At 62.5% G+C, this 14883-nt stretch carries 18 protein-coding genes and 2 tRNA genes; 9 read left to right on the forward strand and 11 right to left on the reverse strand.

The features are described from left to right. The 3 genes from carB (at nt 1) to NX775_RS20195 (ending at nt 4346) form a co-directional block, all read left to right on the forward strand. On the forward strand, nt 1-3231 hold the full coding sequence (gene carB, locus NX775_RS20185; protein WP_258837585.1) for a carbamoyl-phosphate synthase large subunit: 3231 nt from the start codon (nt 1-3) through the stop codon (nt 3229-3231). A 147-nt stretch (nt 3232-3378) separates the two neighbouring features. Continuing rightward, nucleotides 3379-3852, forward strand: coding sequence for a transcription elongation factor GreA (greA, locus tag NX775_RS20190; RefSeq protein ID WP_183551119.1), 474 nt, complete (start codon nt 3379-3381; stop codon nt 3850-3852). Continuing rightward, nucleotides 3852-4346, forward strand: a complete 495-nt coding sequence (locus NX775_RS20195) for a DUF4149 domain-containing protein (RefSeq protein WP_258837586.1) — start codon at nt 3852-3854, stop codon at nt 4344-4346. Before greA ends, NX775_RS20195 begins: the two co-directional genes overlap by 1 nt. Before the next feature lie 57 nt (nt 4347-4403). Here NX775_RS20195 and yhbY read toward each other — a convergent pair whose 3' ends face one another. Continuing rightward, nucleotides 4404-4874 (reverse strand): ribosome assembly RNA-binding protein YhbY, encoded by a 471-nt coding sequence (gene yhbY / locus NX775_RS20200; protein ID WP_258837587.1) that lies wholly within the window; start codon nt 4872-4874, stop codon nt 4404-4406. Between the two features lie 42 nt (nt 4875-4916). Here yhbY and NX775_RS20205 point away from each other — a divergent pair, with 42 nt between their 5' ends. The 6 genes from NX775_RS20205 (at nt 4917) to NX775_RS20230 (ending at nt 10327) form a co-directional block, all read left to right on the forward strand. After that, nucleotides 4917-5564, forward strand: coding sequence for an RlmE family RNA methyltransferase (locus tag NX775_RS20205; RefSeq protein WP_258837588.1), 648 nt, complete (start codon nt 4917-4919; stop codon nt 5562-5564). 236 nt (nt 5565-5800) lie between these two features. Continuing rightward, complete coding sequence (gene ftsH, locus NX775_RS20210) at nt 5801-7684, forward strand: ATP-dependent zinc metalloprotease FtsH (RefSeq protein ID WP_258837589.1); 1884 nt, start codon at nt 5801-5803, stop codon at nt 7682-7684. Between the two features lie 109 nt (nt 7685-7793). Next, nucleotides 7794-8642: a dihydropteroate synthase gene (folP, locus tag NX775_RS20215; RefSeq protein WP_258837590.1), complete on the forward strand. Its 849-nt coding sequence runs from the start codon at nt 7794-7796 to the stop codon at nt 8640-8642. Between the two features lie 32 nt (nt 8643-8674). After that, entirely contained in the window at nt 8675-10015 is a 1341-nt protein-coding gene (glmM, locus tag NX775_RS20220; RefSeq protein WP_258837591.1) for a phosphoglucosamine mutase, read from the forward strand. A 93-nt stretch (nt 10016-10108) separates the two neighbouring features. Further along, nucleotides 10109-10185 (forward strand) — tRNA-Pro (locus NX775_RS20225). A 65-nt stretch (nt 10186-10250) separates the two neighbouring features. Next, a tRNA-Arg gene (locus tag NX775_RS20230) sits at nt 10251-10327 on the forward strand. 81 nt (nt 10328-10408) lie between these two features. Here the strand turns inward: NX775_RS20230 and NX775_RS20235 are convergent. From NX775_RS20235 to NX775_RS20280, 10 genes are read right to left on the reverse strand one after another with little or no spacing between them, the layout of a single operon-like run. Next, nucleotides 10409-11476 carry a tyrosine-type recombinase/integrase gene (locus NX775_RS20235; protein ID WP_258837592.1) on the reverse strand — a complete coding sequence of 356 codons (1068 nt, stop codon included), beginning with the start codon at nt 11474-11476 and terminating at the stop codon, nt 10409-10411. Continuing rightward, the gene (locus NX775_RS20240) at nt 11469-11699 is read right to left on the reverse strand and encodes a DUF4224 domain-containing protein (RefSeq protein ID WP_258837593.1); all 231 of its coding nucleotides are present in this window, start codon (nt 11697-11699) and stop codon (nt 11469-11471) included. Before NX775_RS20240 ends, NX775_RS20235 begins: the two co-directional genes overlap by 8 nt. Next, entirely contained in the window at nt 11696-11896 is a 201-nt protein-coding gene (locus tag NX775_RS20245) for a hypothetical protein (protein ID WP_258837594.1), read from the reverse strand. The genes NX775_RS20240 and NX775_RS20245 overlap by 4 nt, the downstream gene beginning before the upstream one ends. Further along, a complete protein-coding gene (locus NX775_RS20250) occupies nt 11893-12282 on the reverse strand; it encodes a hypothetical protein (protein ID WP_258837595.1) in 390 nt (129 codons plus the stop codon). The genes NX775_RS20245 and NX775_RS20250 overlap by 4 nt, the downstream gene beginning before the upstream one ends. After that, nucleotides 12275-13390, reverse strand: coding sequence for a hypothetical protein (locus NX775_RS20255; protein ID WP_258837596.1), 1116 nt, complete (start codon nt 13388-13390; stop codon nt 12275-12277). The genes NX775_RS20250 and NX775_RS20255 overlap by 8 nt, the downstream gene beginning before the upstream one ends. Next, entirely contained in the window at nt 13387-14001 is a 615-nt protein-coding gene (locus tag NX775_RS20260; RefSeq protein ID WP_258837597.1) for a dATP/dGTP pyrophosphohydrolase domain-containing protein, read from the reverse strand. Before NX775_RS20260 ends, NX775_RS20255 begins: the two co-directional genes overlap by 4 nt. Continuing rightward, nucleotides 14001-14231, reverse strand: a complete 231-nt coding sequence (locus NX775_RS20265) for a hypothetical protein (RefSeq protein WP_258837598.1) — start codon at nt 14229-14231, stop codon at nt 14001-14003. Before NX775_RS20265 ends, NX775_RS20260 begins: the two co-directional genes overlap by 1 nt. 25 nt (nt 14232-14256) lie before the next feature. Further along, nucleotides 14257-14565 (reverse strand): hypothetical protein, encoded by a 309-nt coding sequence (locus NX775_RS20270; protein WP_258837599.1) that lies wholly within the window; start codon nt 14563-14565, stop codon nt 14257-14259. A 2-nt stretch (nt 14566-14567) separates the two neighbouring features. Next, complete coding sequence (locus NX775_RS20275) at nt 14568-14741, reverse strand: hypothetical protein (RefSeq protein WP_258837600.1); 174 nt, start codon at nt 14739-14741, stop codon at nt 14568-14570. Between the two features lie 2 nt (nt 14742-14743). Continuing rightward, the gene (locus NX775_RS20280; RefSeq protein ID WP_258837601.1) at nt 14744-14875 is read right to left on the reverse strand and encodes a hypothetical protein; all 132 of its coding nucleotides are present in this window, start codon (nt 14873-14875) and stop codon (nt 14744-14746) included. Nucleotides 14876-14883: the final 8 nt, after the last annotated feature.

Here is a 14883-nt window from a genome sequence, read left to right on the forward strand (position 1 = left end):
ATGCCAAAACGTAGTGACATTAAAAGCATCCTGATCATCGGCGCTGGCCCGATCGTCATCGGCCAGGCCGTCGAATTCGACTACTCCGGCGCGCAAGCCTGCAAGGCCCTGCGCGAAGAGGGTTACAAGGTCATCCTGGTCAACTCGAACCCGGCCACGATCATGACCGACCCGGAAACGGCGGACGTGACCTACATCGAGCCGATCACCTGGAAGGTTGTCGAGCGCATCATCGAGAAAGAGCGTCCGGACGCGATCCTGCCGACGATGGGCGGCCAGACCGCGCTCAATTGCGCGCTCGACCTGCACCGCCACGGCGTGCTCGAGAAATACAATGTCGAGCTGATCGGCGCGACGCCGGAAGCGATCGACAAGGCCGAAGACCGCCTGAAGTTCAAGAACGCGATGACCAAGATCGGCCTGGGTTCGGCGCGCTCGGGCGTGGCGCACACGATGGAAGAATCGTGGGTCGTGCAACGCGAGATGGGCTTCCCGACCATCATCCGTCCGTCGTTCACGATGGGTGGCAGCGGCGGCGGCATCGCCTACAACGAAGAAGAATTCGAAGCGATCTGCAAGCGCGGCCTCGAAGCCTCGCCAACCTCGGAGCTGCTCATCGAAGAGTCGCTGCTCGGTTGGAAAGAGTACGAGATGGAAGTCGTGCGCGACAAGAACGACAACTGCATCATCATCTGCTCGATCGAGAATCTCGATCCGATGGGCGTGCACACGGGCGACTCGATCACCGTCGCACCGGCGCAGACTCTGACCGACAAGGAATACCAGATCCTGCGTAACGCGTCGATCGACGTGCTGCGTGAAATCGGCGTCGACACGGGCGGCTCGAACGTGCAGTTCGCGATCAACCCGAAAGACGGCCGCATGATCGTCATCGAGATGAACCCGCGCGTCTCGCGTTCGTCGGCACTGGCCTCGAAAGCCACCGGCTTCCCGATCGCCAAGGTCGCAGCCAAGCTGGCCGTCGGCTACACGCTCGACGAGCTGCGCAACGACATCACGGGCGGCGCCACGCCGGCCTCGTTCGAACCGTCGATCGACTACGTCGTCGTCAAGATCCCGCGCTTCACGTTCGAGAAATTCCCGACCGCCGACAAGCACCTGACCACGCAGATGAAATCGGTGGGCGAAGTGATGGCCATGGGCCGCACCTTCCAGGAATCGTTCCAGAAAGCGCTGCGCGGCCTCGAAGTGGGTGTCGATGGCCTGAACGAAAAAACGCGCGACCGCGAAAAGATCGAAGAAGAATTGGGCGAGCCTGGTCCCGACCGCATCTGGTACGTCGGCGACGCGTTTGCTCAGGGCTTCACGCTCGAAGAAGTGCACAACCTGACCAAGATTGATCCGTGGTTCCTCGTGCAGATCAAGGAAATCGTCGACATCGAGCTGTGGCTCGAGACGCAGACGCTCGAAGGTCTGGACAAGCCGCTGCTGTACAAGCTCAAGCAAAAAGGTTTTGCTGACCGTCGCCTGGCCTTCCTGCTGAAGGTCAAGCCGGAAGAAGTGCGCGCGCGCCGTCATGCGCTGAACATCCGTCCGGTCTACAAGCGCGTCGACACCTGCGCGGCCGAGTTCTCGACGAACACCGCGTACATGTACTCGACGTACGACGAAGAGTGCGAGTCGAACCCGACCGACAAGAAGAAGATCATGGTGCTGGGCGGCGGTCCGAACCGCATCGGCCAGGGCATCGAGTTCGACTACTGCTGCGTCCACGCGGCCCTCGCAATGCGCGAAGACGGCTACGAGACCATCATGGTCAACTGCAACCCAGAGACCGTCTCGACCGACTACGACACGTCCGATCGCCTGTACTTCGAGTCGCTGACGCTGGAAGACGTGCTGGAAATCGTCGAACTCGAAAAGCCGGTGGGCGTGATCGTCCAGTATGGCGGCCAGACCCCGTTGAAACTGGCGCTGGACCTGGAAGCGAACGGCGTGCCGATCATCGGCACCTCGCCGGACATGATCGACGCCGCCGAAGACCGCGAGCGTTTCCAGCAACTGCTGCAAGAGCTGGGCCTGCGCCAGCCGCCAAACCGTACCGCCCGCACCGAAGCCGACGCGCTGGCGCTGGCCGAAGAAATCGGGTATCCGCTGGTCGTGCGTCCATCGTACGTGCTGGGTGGCCGCGCGATGGAAATCGTCCACGAGCAGCGTGACCTCGAGCGCTACATGCGCGAAGCGGTCAAGGTCTCGCACGATTCGCCGGTGCTGCTCGACCGCTTCCTGAACGACGCCATCGAAGTCGACGTCGACTGCATCTCGGACGGCGAAGCCACCTTCATCGGCGGCGTGATGGAACACATCGAACAGGCTGGCGTGCACTCGGGCGACTCGGCCTGCTCGCTGCCACCGTACTCGCTGACGCAGGCGACCATCGATGAGCTCAAGCGCCAGACCTCGCTGATGGCCAAGGCCCTGAACGTGGTCGGCCTGATGAACGTGCAGTTCGCGATCCAGCAGAAGGAAGAAAACGGCCAGACCGTCGATACCGTGTTCGTGCTGGAAGTGAACCCACGCGCGTCGCGTACCGTGCCGTTCGTGTCGAAAGCCACCGGCCTGCAGCTGGCGAAGATCGCCGCGCGCTGCATGGTTGGCCAGACGCTGGCGCAGCAGGGCATCACGAAGGAAGTGATCCCGCCGTTCTTCAGCGTGAAGGAAGTCGTGTTCCCGTTTGTGAAATTCCCGGGCGTTGACACCATCCTGGGCCCCGAGATGAAATCGACCGGTGAAGTGATGGGCGTGGGCATGACCTTCGGCGAAGCCTTCGTCAAGTCGCAGCTGGCAGCCGGCATCAAGCTGCCGCGTTCGGGCACCGTGTTCCTGTCGGTGAAGTCGTCCGACAAGCCGCGCGCAACGAGTGTGGCGCGTGACCTGGTGGCGCTGGGCTTCGACCTGGTCGCGACCAAGGGCACGGCTGCCGTGATCGCCGCCGCCGGGATTCCGGTGCGCGCCGTGAACAAGGTGCTCGAAGGCCGTCCGCATGTCGTCGACATGATCAAGAACCGCGAAATCGTCATGGTCGTCAATACCGTGGAAGAAAAGCGCAGCGCCATCGTCGACTCGCGTGCGATCCGCACGTCGGCACTGGCCGCCCACGTGGTGACCTACACGACGATCGCCGGCGCCGAAGCGGCCATCGAAGGCATGCCGCATATCGACGAACTGCGTGTGTATGATTTACAAGGTCTGCATAAAACCTTAAACTAAGCAGACGCAGTACCCGTCACACTGGAAGTCCAGTCAACCACAGAGCTCGCGCGGCCTTGGCGCCGCGTGCCTCTGTGGTTTTCGCTTTCTTGTCGCGTTGGTACTATCCGCCCTGGCGGACCCGTCAAACAAACCAAGCAGAGAACCATGACCACACCACTGACCAAATTCGGCGCAGAACTCCTGAAAGAAGAGCTGCACCAGCTCAAGACGAAGGAACGCCGCAGCGTGATCGACGCGATCGCCGAAGCGCGTTCGCATGGCGACCTGTCCGAGAACGCTGAATACGACGCCGCCAAGGAGCGCCAGGCGTTCGTCGAAGGCCGCATCGCTGAGCTGGAAAGCAAGCTGAGCACCTCGCAGGTGATCGACCCGACCACGCTCGACGCCGAAGGCCGCGTGGTGTTCGCCGCCACGGTCGACCTGGAAGACCTCGATTCGAGCCAGAAGGTCACGTACCAGATCGTCGGTATGGATGAAGCCGACCTCAAGATGAACAAGGTCTCGATCACGTCGCCAATCGCGCGCGCGCTGATCGGCAAATACGCCGGTGACGTCGTTGAAGTGCAGGCGCCGTCCGGCCCGCGCGAATACGAAATCCTGGAAGTGCGCTACATCTGATGGACAGCGGCGCGCAGGGGCTCGCAGCAGGTCAGGCACCAGGCCGGGCAGGGCGCTTGCCGGCGGCACGCCTGCTGGTGGCCGCGCTGTGGACCGGCAGCCTGTGGGCGCTGGGCTATATCGCGGCGCCAGCGGCGTTCAAGGTGCTCGGCAGCGTGCAGGCAGGTGATCTGGTTGCCGTGCTGCTCACGCGCCAGGCGTGGCTGTCGATTGGCTGTGCGGTTGTGCTGGCGCTCTTGCTGTGGCGCTCGACCGATCTTGCCCCGCAGCGCCGGCGCTTTCTGGGCTGGCTCGTGATCGCGATGCTGGCGTGTGCGCTGGTGATTTTCGTGGGCTTGCAGCCCGGGATGGCGCATTTGCGCGTGCTGGCTGGTGAGGCCGGGGTGCGTGCGTCGCCGTACTGGACGCAGTTTGCGGTCATGCATGGCGTGTCGCAGGTGTTTCACATGATCCAGAGCGTGCTAGGGGCGTGGTTGCTCGTCAAGCTGCGGTAATTTTTAGCCCGCCGTACGCGACACCGATATAAAAAAACCGGGTTGCCCCGGTTTTTTTTACTTGTTCAGCGAGTTCTTTTTGGAGCTGGTCTGACGCGGCTTGGCGCGCTTGATGTTGCCGCCTGCCGTGACGCGCTCGTTACCCTTGAGCATGACCTTGGTGACGCTCGGCTTCTTGGTGCCGCTGGCGCTGGCCTTGACGATCGTGACTTCGCGCATGCCCGGGCCAGCCTTGCTGCTGCGTTCCTTGGCCGTCTCGACCTTCGGACGGTACAGCACCAGCAGCTTGCCGATGTGCTGGACCTGGGCCGCCTGGAGGTCGGCGCTGATCTTGTCGTACATGGCAACGCGCGCTTCGCGGTCGTCACCGAACACGCGCACCTTGATCAGGCCGTGCGAGTCGAGGCTGTTGGCGACTTCCTTCATCACGGATTCGGTCAGGCCGTCGGCGCCGATCATGACAACAGGATTGAGCCCGTGGGCTTCTGCGCGCAGAGCACTGCGCTCGGCCGGAGTGAGTTTAAGCATAATAAATTTTTGATGGACCTATAAAAGCAGTATTCTACGCGAATGGCCAAGAACAAATTAAACAAAAACTGGTTACACGACCATATTAACGATCCCTATGTCAAACTCGCGCAAAAAGAGGGCTACCGCGCCCGTGCCGCCTACAAACTGAAAGAAATCGACGAGGCCGAGAAACTCATCAAGTCGGGCAATGTTGTTGTCGACCTTGGCTGCACGCCAGGTAGCTGGGCCCAGTACACGCGGCGCAGGCTGGCCGGCAAGGACGGCGGCGGCATCCACGGCACCATCATCGGTCTGGATATTTTGCCAATGGAACCGGTCGCCGATGTTCAATATATCCAGGGTGACTTCCGAGAAGAAGACGTGCTGACGCAGCTCGACGTCGTGCTGGCCGATCGCAAGGTCGACGTGGTGCTGTCGGACATGGCACCGAACCTGTCGGGTATCGGCCACGCCGACGCCGCCCGCATGGAACATCTGATCGATCTGGCGATCGAATTCTCGCAGGCGCATCTGAAGCCGGGCGGGGCGCTCTTGGTGAAGTGTTTCAAGGACATGGGGTTTACCCAGATTCTGGAAAAATTCCGCCTCGAGTTTACGACCGTGAAGCAAATCAAACCGAAGGCCAGCCGCGACAAATCGTCCGAGATTTTCCTGCTGGGCAGAGGTCTGAAAAATCCAAGCGTGTAATTGGCGTGTGGCGACAGATCGCCCCTTGAAATTCAGCCGCGCGGCCACCACATCTGCCGCGTGATCCCTTGTATTGCGACTGCGTTTCGGGCAGTCGGCGATGTCGGGAATGAATAAGACAGTCATTCGATGGTATTTCGACACTACGGCTGGAGTTGCGTGGCAGCGCTGGCCTATTGCGGGTAAAATCAGAATACTGAAATCGGTAGAGATGCGTACGCATCGGAGGAGTGCTCGTGAATAATATGTTTTCCAAATCCGCCATCTGGGTGGTCGTCGCGCTGCTGTTGTTCATGCTGTTCAAGCAGTTTGACACCCACAGCGTCGCTGGCGGCAGCAAGACCATCGCTTATTCCGAGTTGCTCGATGAAGTGAAGTCGCGTCGCATCAAGGAAGTCCTGATCGAGGGCACGAACATCACCGCCACACGCGCTGATGACACTAAAGTGCGCGCGACCGCCACCGGTCTCGACCGTGGCCTGATCGGCGACCTGCGCGAATACGGTGTGCGCTTCGACGTAAAGCCGCCAGAAGAGCCTTCGTTCCTGCAACAGGTCTTCATCTCGTGGTTCCCGATGCTTCTCTTGATCGGCGTGTGGGTGTTCTTCATGCGTCAGATGCAGGGTGGCGGCAAGGGCGGCGCGTTCTCCTTCGGCAAGTCGAAGGCACGCATGCTCGACGAAACCAATAACACCGTGACGTTCTCGGACGTCGCCGGTTGCGATGAAGCGAAAGAAGAAGTCTCCGAGATCGTCGACTTCCTGCGCGATCCAACCAAGTTCCAGAAGCTGGGCGGCCGTATCCCGCGCGGCGTGCTGATGGTCGGTCCTCCAGGTACCGGTAAGACGCTGCTGGCCCGCGCCATCGCTGGCGAAGCCAAAGTGCCGTTCTTCTCGATCTCGGGTTCCGACTTCGTCGAGATGTTCGTCGGCGTCGGTGCAAGCCGCGTTCGCGACATGTTCGAGAATGCCAAGAAGCATTCGCCGTGCATCATCTTCATCGACGAGATCGACGCTGTCGGTCGTCATCGCGGCGCCGGCATGGGCGGCGGCAACGACGAGCGGGAGCAGACGCTGAACCAGTTGCTGGTCGAGATGGATGGCTTCGAAGCACAATCGGGCGTGATCGTCATCGCTGCGACTAACCGCGCCGACGTGCTGGATAAGGCGCTGCTGCGTCCGGGCCGTTTCGACCGCCAGGTGATGGTGGGCCTGCCGGACATCCGCGGCCGCGAACAGATCCTGAACGTGCACATGCGCAAAGTGCCAATCGGCACCGACGTCAAGTCCGACATCCTGGCCCGCGGTACGCCTGGTTTCTCGGGCGCCGATCTGGCGAACCTGGTCAATGAAGCGGCGCTGTTCGCAGCCCGCCGCAGCAAGCGCCTGGTCGAGATGATCGATTTCGAAGATGCGAAAGACAAGATCTTCATGGGTCCGGAACGCAAGTCGATGGTCATCCGCGAGGAAGAGCGCCGCAACACGGCCTACCACGAGTCTGGCCACGCGGTGATCGCCAAGCTGTTGCCAAAAGCCGATCCGGTGCACAAGGTCACGATCATGCCGCGCGGTTATGCGCTGGGCCTGACATGGCAGCTGCCTGAGCACGATGCACTGTCTGGCTACAAAGACAAGATGCTCGAGGAAATTTCGATCCTGTTCGGTGGCCGTATCGCCGAAGAGATCTTCGTCGGTCAGATGTCCACTGGCGCATCGAATGACTTCTCGCGTGCTACCAAGCTGGCGCGCTCGATGGTGACCCGCTTCGGCATGTCCGACAGCATGGGTGTGATGGTCTACGAAGACAGCGAGAATGAAGGCTTCTTCGGCGGCGCTACCAAGACCATTTCGGAAGCGACTCAGCAAAAGGTCGACGCCGAAATCCGCGCGATCCTCGACACGCAGTACGCCCTGGCGCGTCGCTTGCTGGAAGAGAACCGCGACAAGGTCGAGATGATGACGAAGGCGCTGCTCGACTGGGAAACCATCGATGCCGACCAGATCAACGACATCATGGCCGGCCAGGAGCCACGCAAGCCAACGACGGTGCTGACCAAGCGCACGCCGCCAGGCGACAGCGGCCCTGGTGGTGTGGCACCAAACGCCACCGCACCAGCCTGACGCTCGCGCTACCCCACGAAGGCACCCGCAAGGGTGCCTTTTTTCATGACGGCGTCCGCTTGCTGCTTTGACTTACTGAGCAGCCTGCAACGCCCGCACGACTGACACCATGAACAAGACTTTGCAATGCGGCCAGTTCAGCTTCGCGCTCGATGGCGCCGCGTCCCTCGAGCCCGTCGTGATGGGCATCCTGAATATCACGCCGGACTCGTTTTCCGACGGCGGCCGCTACCAGGGCCTGGAATTCGCGCTGACGCACGCCGAAGCGATGATCCGCGATGGCGCCACCATGATCGACATCGGCGGCGAGTCGACCCGTCCTGGTTCCCCTGGCGTGCCCCTTGATGAAGAACTGCGCCGCGTGATGCCGACGCTGTACGCGCTGCGCACGCTGGACGTCGCCTTGTCGGTCGACACTACGAAACCCGAGGTCATGCGCGAAGCGCTGATCGCCGGCGCCGACATGATCAACGACGTCAATGGCTTTCGCACGCCGGGCGCGCTGGAGGCGGTGCAGGACAGCGACTGCGGCCTGTGCGTGATGCACATGCAAGCCACGCCAGCCACCATGCAGCAGGCGCCCCGGTATGATGACGTCGTAGATGACGTGATTGCGTTCCTAAAAGCACGCGTCGATGCGATGACCGCGGCCGGCATCGAGCGCAGCCGCATCTGCGTCGATCCGGGCTTCGGCTTTGGCAAGACGGTTGAGCATAACTTCGCGTTGCTGCGCGGCCTGGGCCGCATCCGGGATGAACTTGGCTTGCCGGTGCTGGCAGGCATGTCACGCAAATCGATGATCGGCGCCGTTACTGGCCGTCCGGTCGAGCAGCGCACCGCCGGTAGTGTCGGCGCGGCATTGGCTGCGGTAGCGCAGGGCGCTAGAATCGTGCGTGTGCATGATGTTGCGGAGACGGTCGATGCGCTGAAGGTATGGCACGCGGCCATGCATCCATAAAAATTCGTTTCAATAAGAGAAAAGAGAACTAGATGGCACGGAAATATTTCGGCACCGATGGCATTCGCGGCCTCGTGGGCGCAGCACCAATCACCCCTGATTTCGTCATGCGCCTTGGCTACGCTGCCGGCACCGTGCTGGCAAAGGGCAAAAAATCGAGCAGCGGCCGGCCCGTCGTCCTGATCGGCAAGGACACGCGCATCTCGGGCTATATGCTCGAGGCCGCGCTGGAGTCGGGCTTCTCGGCTGCAGGCGTCGACGTGATGCTGGCCGGCCCGATGCCGACCCCGGCCATCGCTTACCTGACGCGCGCGCTGCGCCTGCAGGCCGGCGTCGTGATCTCCGCGTCGCACAACCCGTTCCAGGACAATGGCATCAAGTTCTTCTCCGGCCATGGCACCAAGCTGCCGGACGCAGTGGAGCTGGAAATCGAAGATGCGATCGACCAGCCGATGGGCTGCGTGTCGTCGGACAAGCTGGGTCGCGTATCGCGCCTGCGCGACGCCCAGGGCCGCTACATCGAATTCTGCAAGAGCACGTTCCCGAACGAACTCGACCTGCGTGGCCTGAAGATCGTCGTCGACAGCGCCCACGGTGCCGCCTACAACATCGCTCCGCACGTGTTCCATGAACTGGGCGCCGAAGTCATTTCGATTGGCGCCCAGCCGGACGGCTTCAATATCAACGCCGGCTTTGGCGCCACTGCACCACAGGCGCTGTCGGAAGCCGTCGTCGCCAACAAGGCCGACCTGGGCATCGCGCTCGACGGCGACGCCGACCGCCTGATCATGGTCGACGCCACCGGCCGCGTCTACAACGGCGACGAGCTCTTGTACGTGATGGTGCGCGACCGCATGAGCACCGGCCCCGTCGCCGGCGCCGTGGGCACCCTGATGACGAATATGGCGCTCGAAGTGGCGTTCAAGGAAATGGGAATCGGTTTTGCGCGCGCGAAGGTGGGCGACCGCTACGTGCTCGAAGTGATGAGGGAGCGTGGCTGGCTGTTCGGCGGAGAAGGTTCGGGCCACCTGCTGGCACTGGACAAGCACACCACCGGCGACGGCATCGTTTCGGCCCTGCAAGTGCTGTCGGCGCTGGTACGCGGCAACAAGTCGCTGGCCGAATGCTGCAACGAGCTGACGTTGTTCCCGCAAACCCTGATCAACAAGAAAGTCGCGCCGGGCTTCGACTGGACCGCAGATGCGGCGATGGTCGCAGAGAAAGAAGCGGTCGAGCGCGAGCTGGGCGACAACGGTCGAGTCCTGATCCGCGCATCGGGCACCGAGCCATTGATCCGCGTGATGGTCGAGGCGAAAGAGGCGGAACTTGCCGACAGCTTAGCGCGCCGTATTGCTGCCAAGTTGTCGGTCTGACTGGGGTCACTTGGGCGTCTGAATTGGCGACGCATTGAGCCTCTGACAAGGGCTGGTGTTTCGCGAACGATTGGCATATAATGTTGCCCACGGCGGAGTGTAGCGCAGCCCGGTAGCGCACCTGGTTTGGGACCAGGGGGTCCAAGGTTCGAATCCTTGTACTCCGACCAGCAAGATTCATCAGAACAGGCCGTCATCGACGGCCTGTTTTGTTTTCCGGTCTCATCGTTTTGCACCGCCCTTAGCTCAGTCGGATAGAGCAACAGCCTTCTAAGCTGTGGGTCGGGGGTTCGATTCCCTCAGGGCGGGCCAGATTCCTCATTACTTTCAATCGCTTGCCGCTCCCGTTTGCTGCCTACATTTTGTGCAGTGCGCTATTCAATTCGGCTTGCGCTATTCAAATGCCAGTTTTCCCGGTTTCACACGCTCGGGCCGGCGCCGATAAACGCGCTGCGTGAGCTGACTGTCGGCATGCGCGAGTAGGGCGCGGGCGTGCTCCAGCGACTCCGCATCGCTCGCACACTTCGCGCGCAGGTCGTGCTCGGTGAACCTCTCCTTGACGTTCGTCTCGGCCAAGATCCGCTCCATAAACCGCTGCCACATTGAATCCCAGCCGCTTGCGGTCCCCTTGTCTTCATTGAAATATCCGTCGCCCTTGCGCGTGCAGAACAGCCAGGGCGATATGTCGACGGGCCGGACTGCCTTCGCCGTCGCAACAGCCTGGGTGAGCTCGGGCGACCACTCGATAATGACGCGCTTGCCGGTGCTGCCTTGCGTCTTGCTCGGGGTGACGTGAATCCCGTCCTGCTGCAGGGCGGCGCTGGTGAGGCGCAGTAGGTCGCCGCGGCGCAGGCCGGTCAGCAGCTTGATCCGGATGTACGCCTGCAGAACGAGCACACTCCCTTTCTTCCGCTTGCTGGCCAGGGCCAGGCATTCGATTAGCTCCCAGTCGTCAACGTAGCGCTCGCGCGGTTTCTCGCCCTCGAGCCGGACCTCGCCCTTGAACGGGTGGCGGTCCATGTAGCCCCACATCACAGCCATCGTGAACGCGTGCGAGAGAACGTCGATAGCGCGATTGGCTGCTACCGGCGTGGCCTTGCGCTTGTCCGCATACTGGTAGACGTGCTGCGGCCGCAACCAGTTCAGCGGCGCGGCGCCGAAGACGGCGCGCAGCGAGCGCACGGCGCGCTGGTTCTCGACCTGCGTGCGCACCGCTTTCTTCGGGATCACCTCCAGCGCGTAGCGGTCGAGCAGGGCGCCGATCGTCTTGGCCTGGTCGACCGACTCCAGGCGCGCCGCCCACTCCTTGTAGGCTTCGGGCAGCGTAGCGCCGAGCCGGAACTTTCTTTTTCCGTCCCATCGATCCTCGAGGCCCGTCGGCACCTGGTAAAAGACCGCGCCATGCTCGATCTTCCAGCGCGCCGGCAGCCCGACGTTCTCCTTGTTGCGCTTTCTAGGCATTCAGCCCACCCCAGTTCGGTACAAATTCTTTCGTCTTCAGCTGTCGATCCTTCCCGGCCCCGAATTCCTTTTCGACGTGCGCGCGCAGCACGGCCAGCGTGCCGTCGGCGCGGTGCTTGAACGCGATCCCCATCGAGCGTAGCATCTTCGCCTGGGCAGGCCGCTGTACGCGCTTGGTCATGCTCTTCAGCTCATCATCATCGAGAAACATCTGATCCATCATTTTCCCCTCGATCCTTTTTCCGATTCTGCGGCGCCGGGTAGAAGTCCGCGATAGCAGCCGCTGTGAAACGCCTTCTTGGCCTGCGCGCCACCCGGCGACTGCGCGCGGACGTACTGCTCGTCCTTCCGCACGGTCATGCCGCAGAAGGCGCACAGGTGATCGCGGCGCGCCGTGTGTGTGATGCTGTCCAGGTTCATTGAGAAGCACCGGCTGGCGCTGGCCGCCGTGTGATCAGTTTGCGCAGCTGTGCCCATGGATGCTGCTGGTCCCAATACTTGCAGCCGTCGCCGTGCGCCAGTTCTTCGCCGTCGCGCGATGCGATGAGGCTGCGCCGACAGCCCTTGCACGTCATCCAGTCGCCGTTGAGCTTCCAGTACCTGGCCAAAGCGATCAGCGCATCATTGCTCTCGCGCGGGATCTCGTCGTCCACCTCAGCAGGGCGAGAAGCAACCAGCAGCGGCTCCAGTTCGCGCGCCAGGCGCTCGCGCAAGCTGCCGTGTGCGTGGAACTCCAGCGCCGTGTCGCGCAGCCGGTTCACGACCTCGCGCACGACGTGATCTTTGACATGGTAGGTATCAGCCATTTGATTCGCTCCCTTCCTGGCCGCCGTCGAGCTGGGCGGCGCGCTGGATCGTGTACTCGCCAAGTATGTACAGTCCGAAATCCGTCGCCATGTAATACGCGCCGCTCTTGCGCTGCACGAGGCCCATTTCCGCCAAGCGCTGCATCATCGACTTCTCAACGTCATAGCCCTCGCCATCGGTCGCACATTCCCAGAACCGGCGCAGCGCGGCGATCTCGTCATCGCTGATCGGGAATGGTGGCTTCGGTGCTTCCGGTGTGCCGGGGGCGCTAATCGTGCAGTCCTTGTGATGGTCAGTCCATACGCAATTGGCATCGCAGAACTGCTCCGGTGCTGCGGCTTGCTGGGCGGCGAGCCATCCTTCCGTCATCTCGGCTTCTTTCGACCAAGGCTGGCCGCCGATGATGCGCGGCGCCGGGGTGGCTTGCTGGGTTACGCGACGTGCTGCAGCGATTGCTGCCGCTGCACTTGCGAACCCGTGAAGCTCAGCGATCCGGTTCAATTCGTCATATGCAGCCGCCTTTTCGGCAGCATCTGCCTCTTTGCCGCTCTCTGCATGCTGGGCGCCACAAAGAGGCGACAAAGAGGTGGCAGGGGCGACATAACCACTGTGCTTCTCGTCGTCGTAGTCGAGGATGTCAGGCTCGTTCGCAAGTTCACCAATCAAATGGCGCATGCAATCCGCGGAATAGCGCACGCGGTCCGGGTACTCGGACGTATCGAACGTATATTCGCCCCCATCCATGATGGTCTTTCCCGCTCGCAGGAGCGTGGCGGTGAAGTTCATTTTGCCATTCGATTCGGGAAGACTGCCATACCAAACAGTAAGCTTCGGCCGATCGGCTTGCGGCGCTTCGCCCTCTGGCTGGGCGCGCTCGGCGCGCTGCTCGCGAAGCTGCCGGTTTTCCATGCCCAGCGACAGGTTCTCGGCTGCCGTGGCGGCGAGCTTGTCCGTCACTTCGCGCAAGGCGATGCTGATGCCCTCTGGCTGGGCGCGGCGAGCAGCAGCGGTCACGTCTTCATATGCAACCCATACGCCATCTGGATCGTAGAAGGATAGCCCGTTGGTGCCGATGTTGTACCGGCGCAGTTCAGTTGGATTGCTCATTTCGATTCCTTTGCTGGCGATGGGGCGGCATCGAAGGTGCGGTCGTGCTCGATCGCCTTGTCCGGGTCGGCGGTGCGCCAGTCAGGCCAGATGCGGCCCTCGTTCTTGGACTGCTTGGCGACGATACCTGCGATGATCTGCTCCGGCGTGCCGCCGCAGCGCCACGCGCCGTCAAGGGCGAGGATCACGACGTCGATCCACTCGCGCAGGTCGAGCGGGTCGGACTCAATCTCCAGCAGCTCTTTGCGGATGTGGTCGCACACGCCCTTGGTTCGGGCACCAGGGCCGAAAGTCCTTGCCGACCACGCGGCCTGGCGCGCCAGATGCTCATGGAAATCGAACGGCGCGGCGAACAGCTTGGTGCCGACGCGCGGCATGTTGTCGCGATCGAACCAGGTCACAGCCGGCTGGCCGTCGACGTAGCCCTTGAATTCGGCAACCGGCGCGTACGCGCTGGCCGGCGCTTCGACCACCAGCACACGCTCGTGCTTCTCGGGTGCGTGGCTGAAGGTGCAGCCGGCCGGGCCGACGGTTCCGTGGTTTTCGCTGGTCAGGCACAGCGCCCAGGTGCGCGGGGTGCCGGCGGTGCGGCGGGGGAGTGCTTGTTCCATCAGTTTTCCTCTCGGTCTCGGTGGGCGCGGCGCGGTGCCGGCGGGTTCAGTTTGTTTTCGGCCTTGGCGCGGAGTGCCTGCTCGAGCGCGACCTGGGCGAAGAGGTCGCGGGCCATCTGCTCGGGGCACTGGTAGGTGATGCGCAATTCTTCGAAGGTCACAGCGGCCACCCATGGGCGATCGCCGAGGCGCACGCGGCGCAATACGCGACCACCACCGCGCACTTCCACTTGATGACCCGTAGGCGGTGCTCGCTCATGGCATGCCTTCCAGCGCGGCCAGCGCGCGGCGGAGCTGGCCACCGATGACGTCGCGGTCGCGGCGTGCCTGGGCGATGGTGGCCACGGCCGTGCTGACGGTCGCAGCCGGCGCGCGCAGCAGGTCATCAAGCGGTATCTCGGAAAGCGCGCGCACGGCGTAGATGTCGGGCGACCCCTTGATCAAGTTCAGCTCGTCCATCGATACGATGTCGCGCCAGCGGCGATCGCACCAGGACAGGGCGCGATATTGATAGATGACGCCTGCCGGCGCGAGCGGCGCCGATTCTTGCGTGGTGTCGGTCATGGTCATTTCCTTGGTTCGGGTGAGCGCGCTGCAGCGTGAGCTTTTTCGATCGCCACCTCGCGCTGGTAGCGGCTGGACTGCGAGTTGATGCGCGCCTGCCGGATGGCTGCGCGGTCGGCCGGCGTCAGGCTCTGCTCGTCGGCAGTCAGCGCGCGGGTGCGCTTCTTCGTGGCCATGGTCAGCCCTGAGCCATCACGGTGACGCCCAGGGCGCCGTCGTCATACGCTGCATCGATCAGCGCATCACGGTCGCCGATGGCGGTGTAGGTGGTGCTGCCGGCGCTGGTGCGGGCGGTGATGCGGTAGCTCATGGCGGTCC

Source organism: Massilia aurea (genome assembly GCF_024753205.1).
GTDB lineage: Bacteria > Pseudomonadota > Gammaproteobacteria > Burkholderiales > Burkholderiaceae_D > Telluria > Telluria aurea.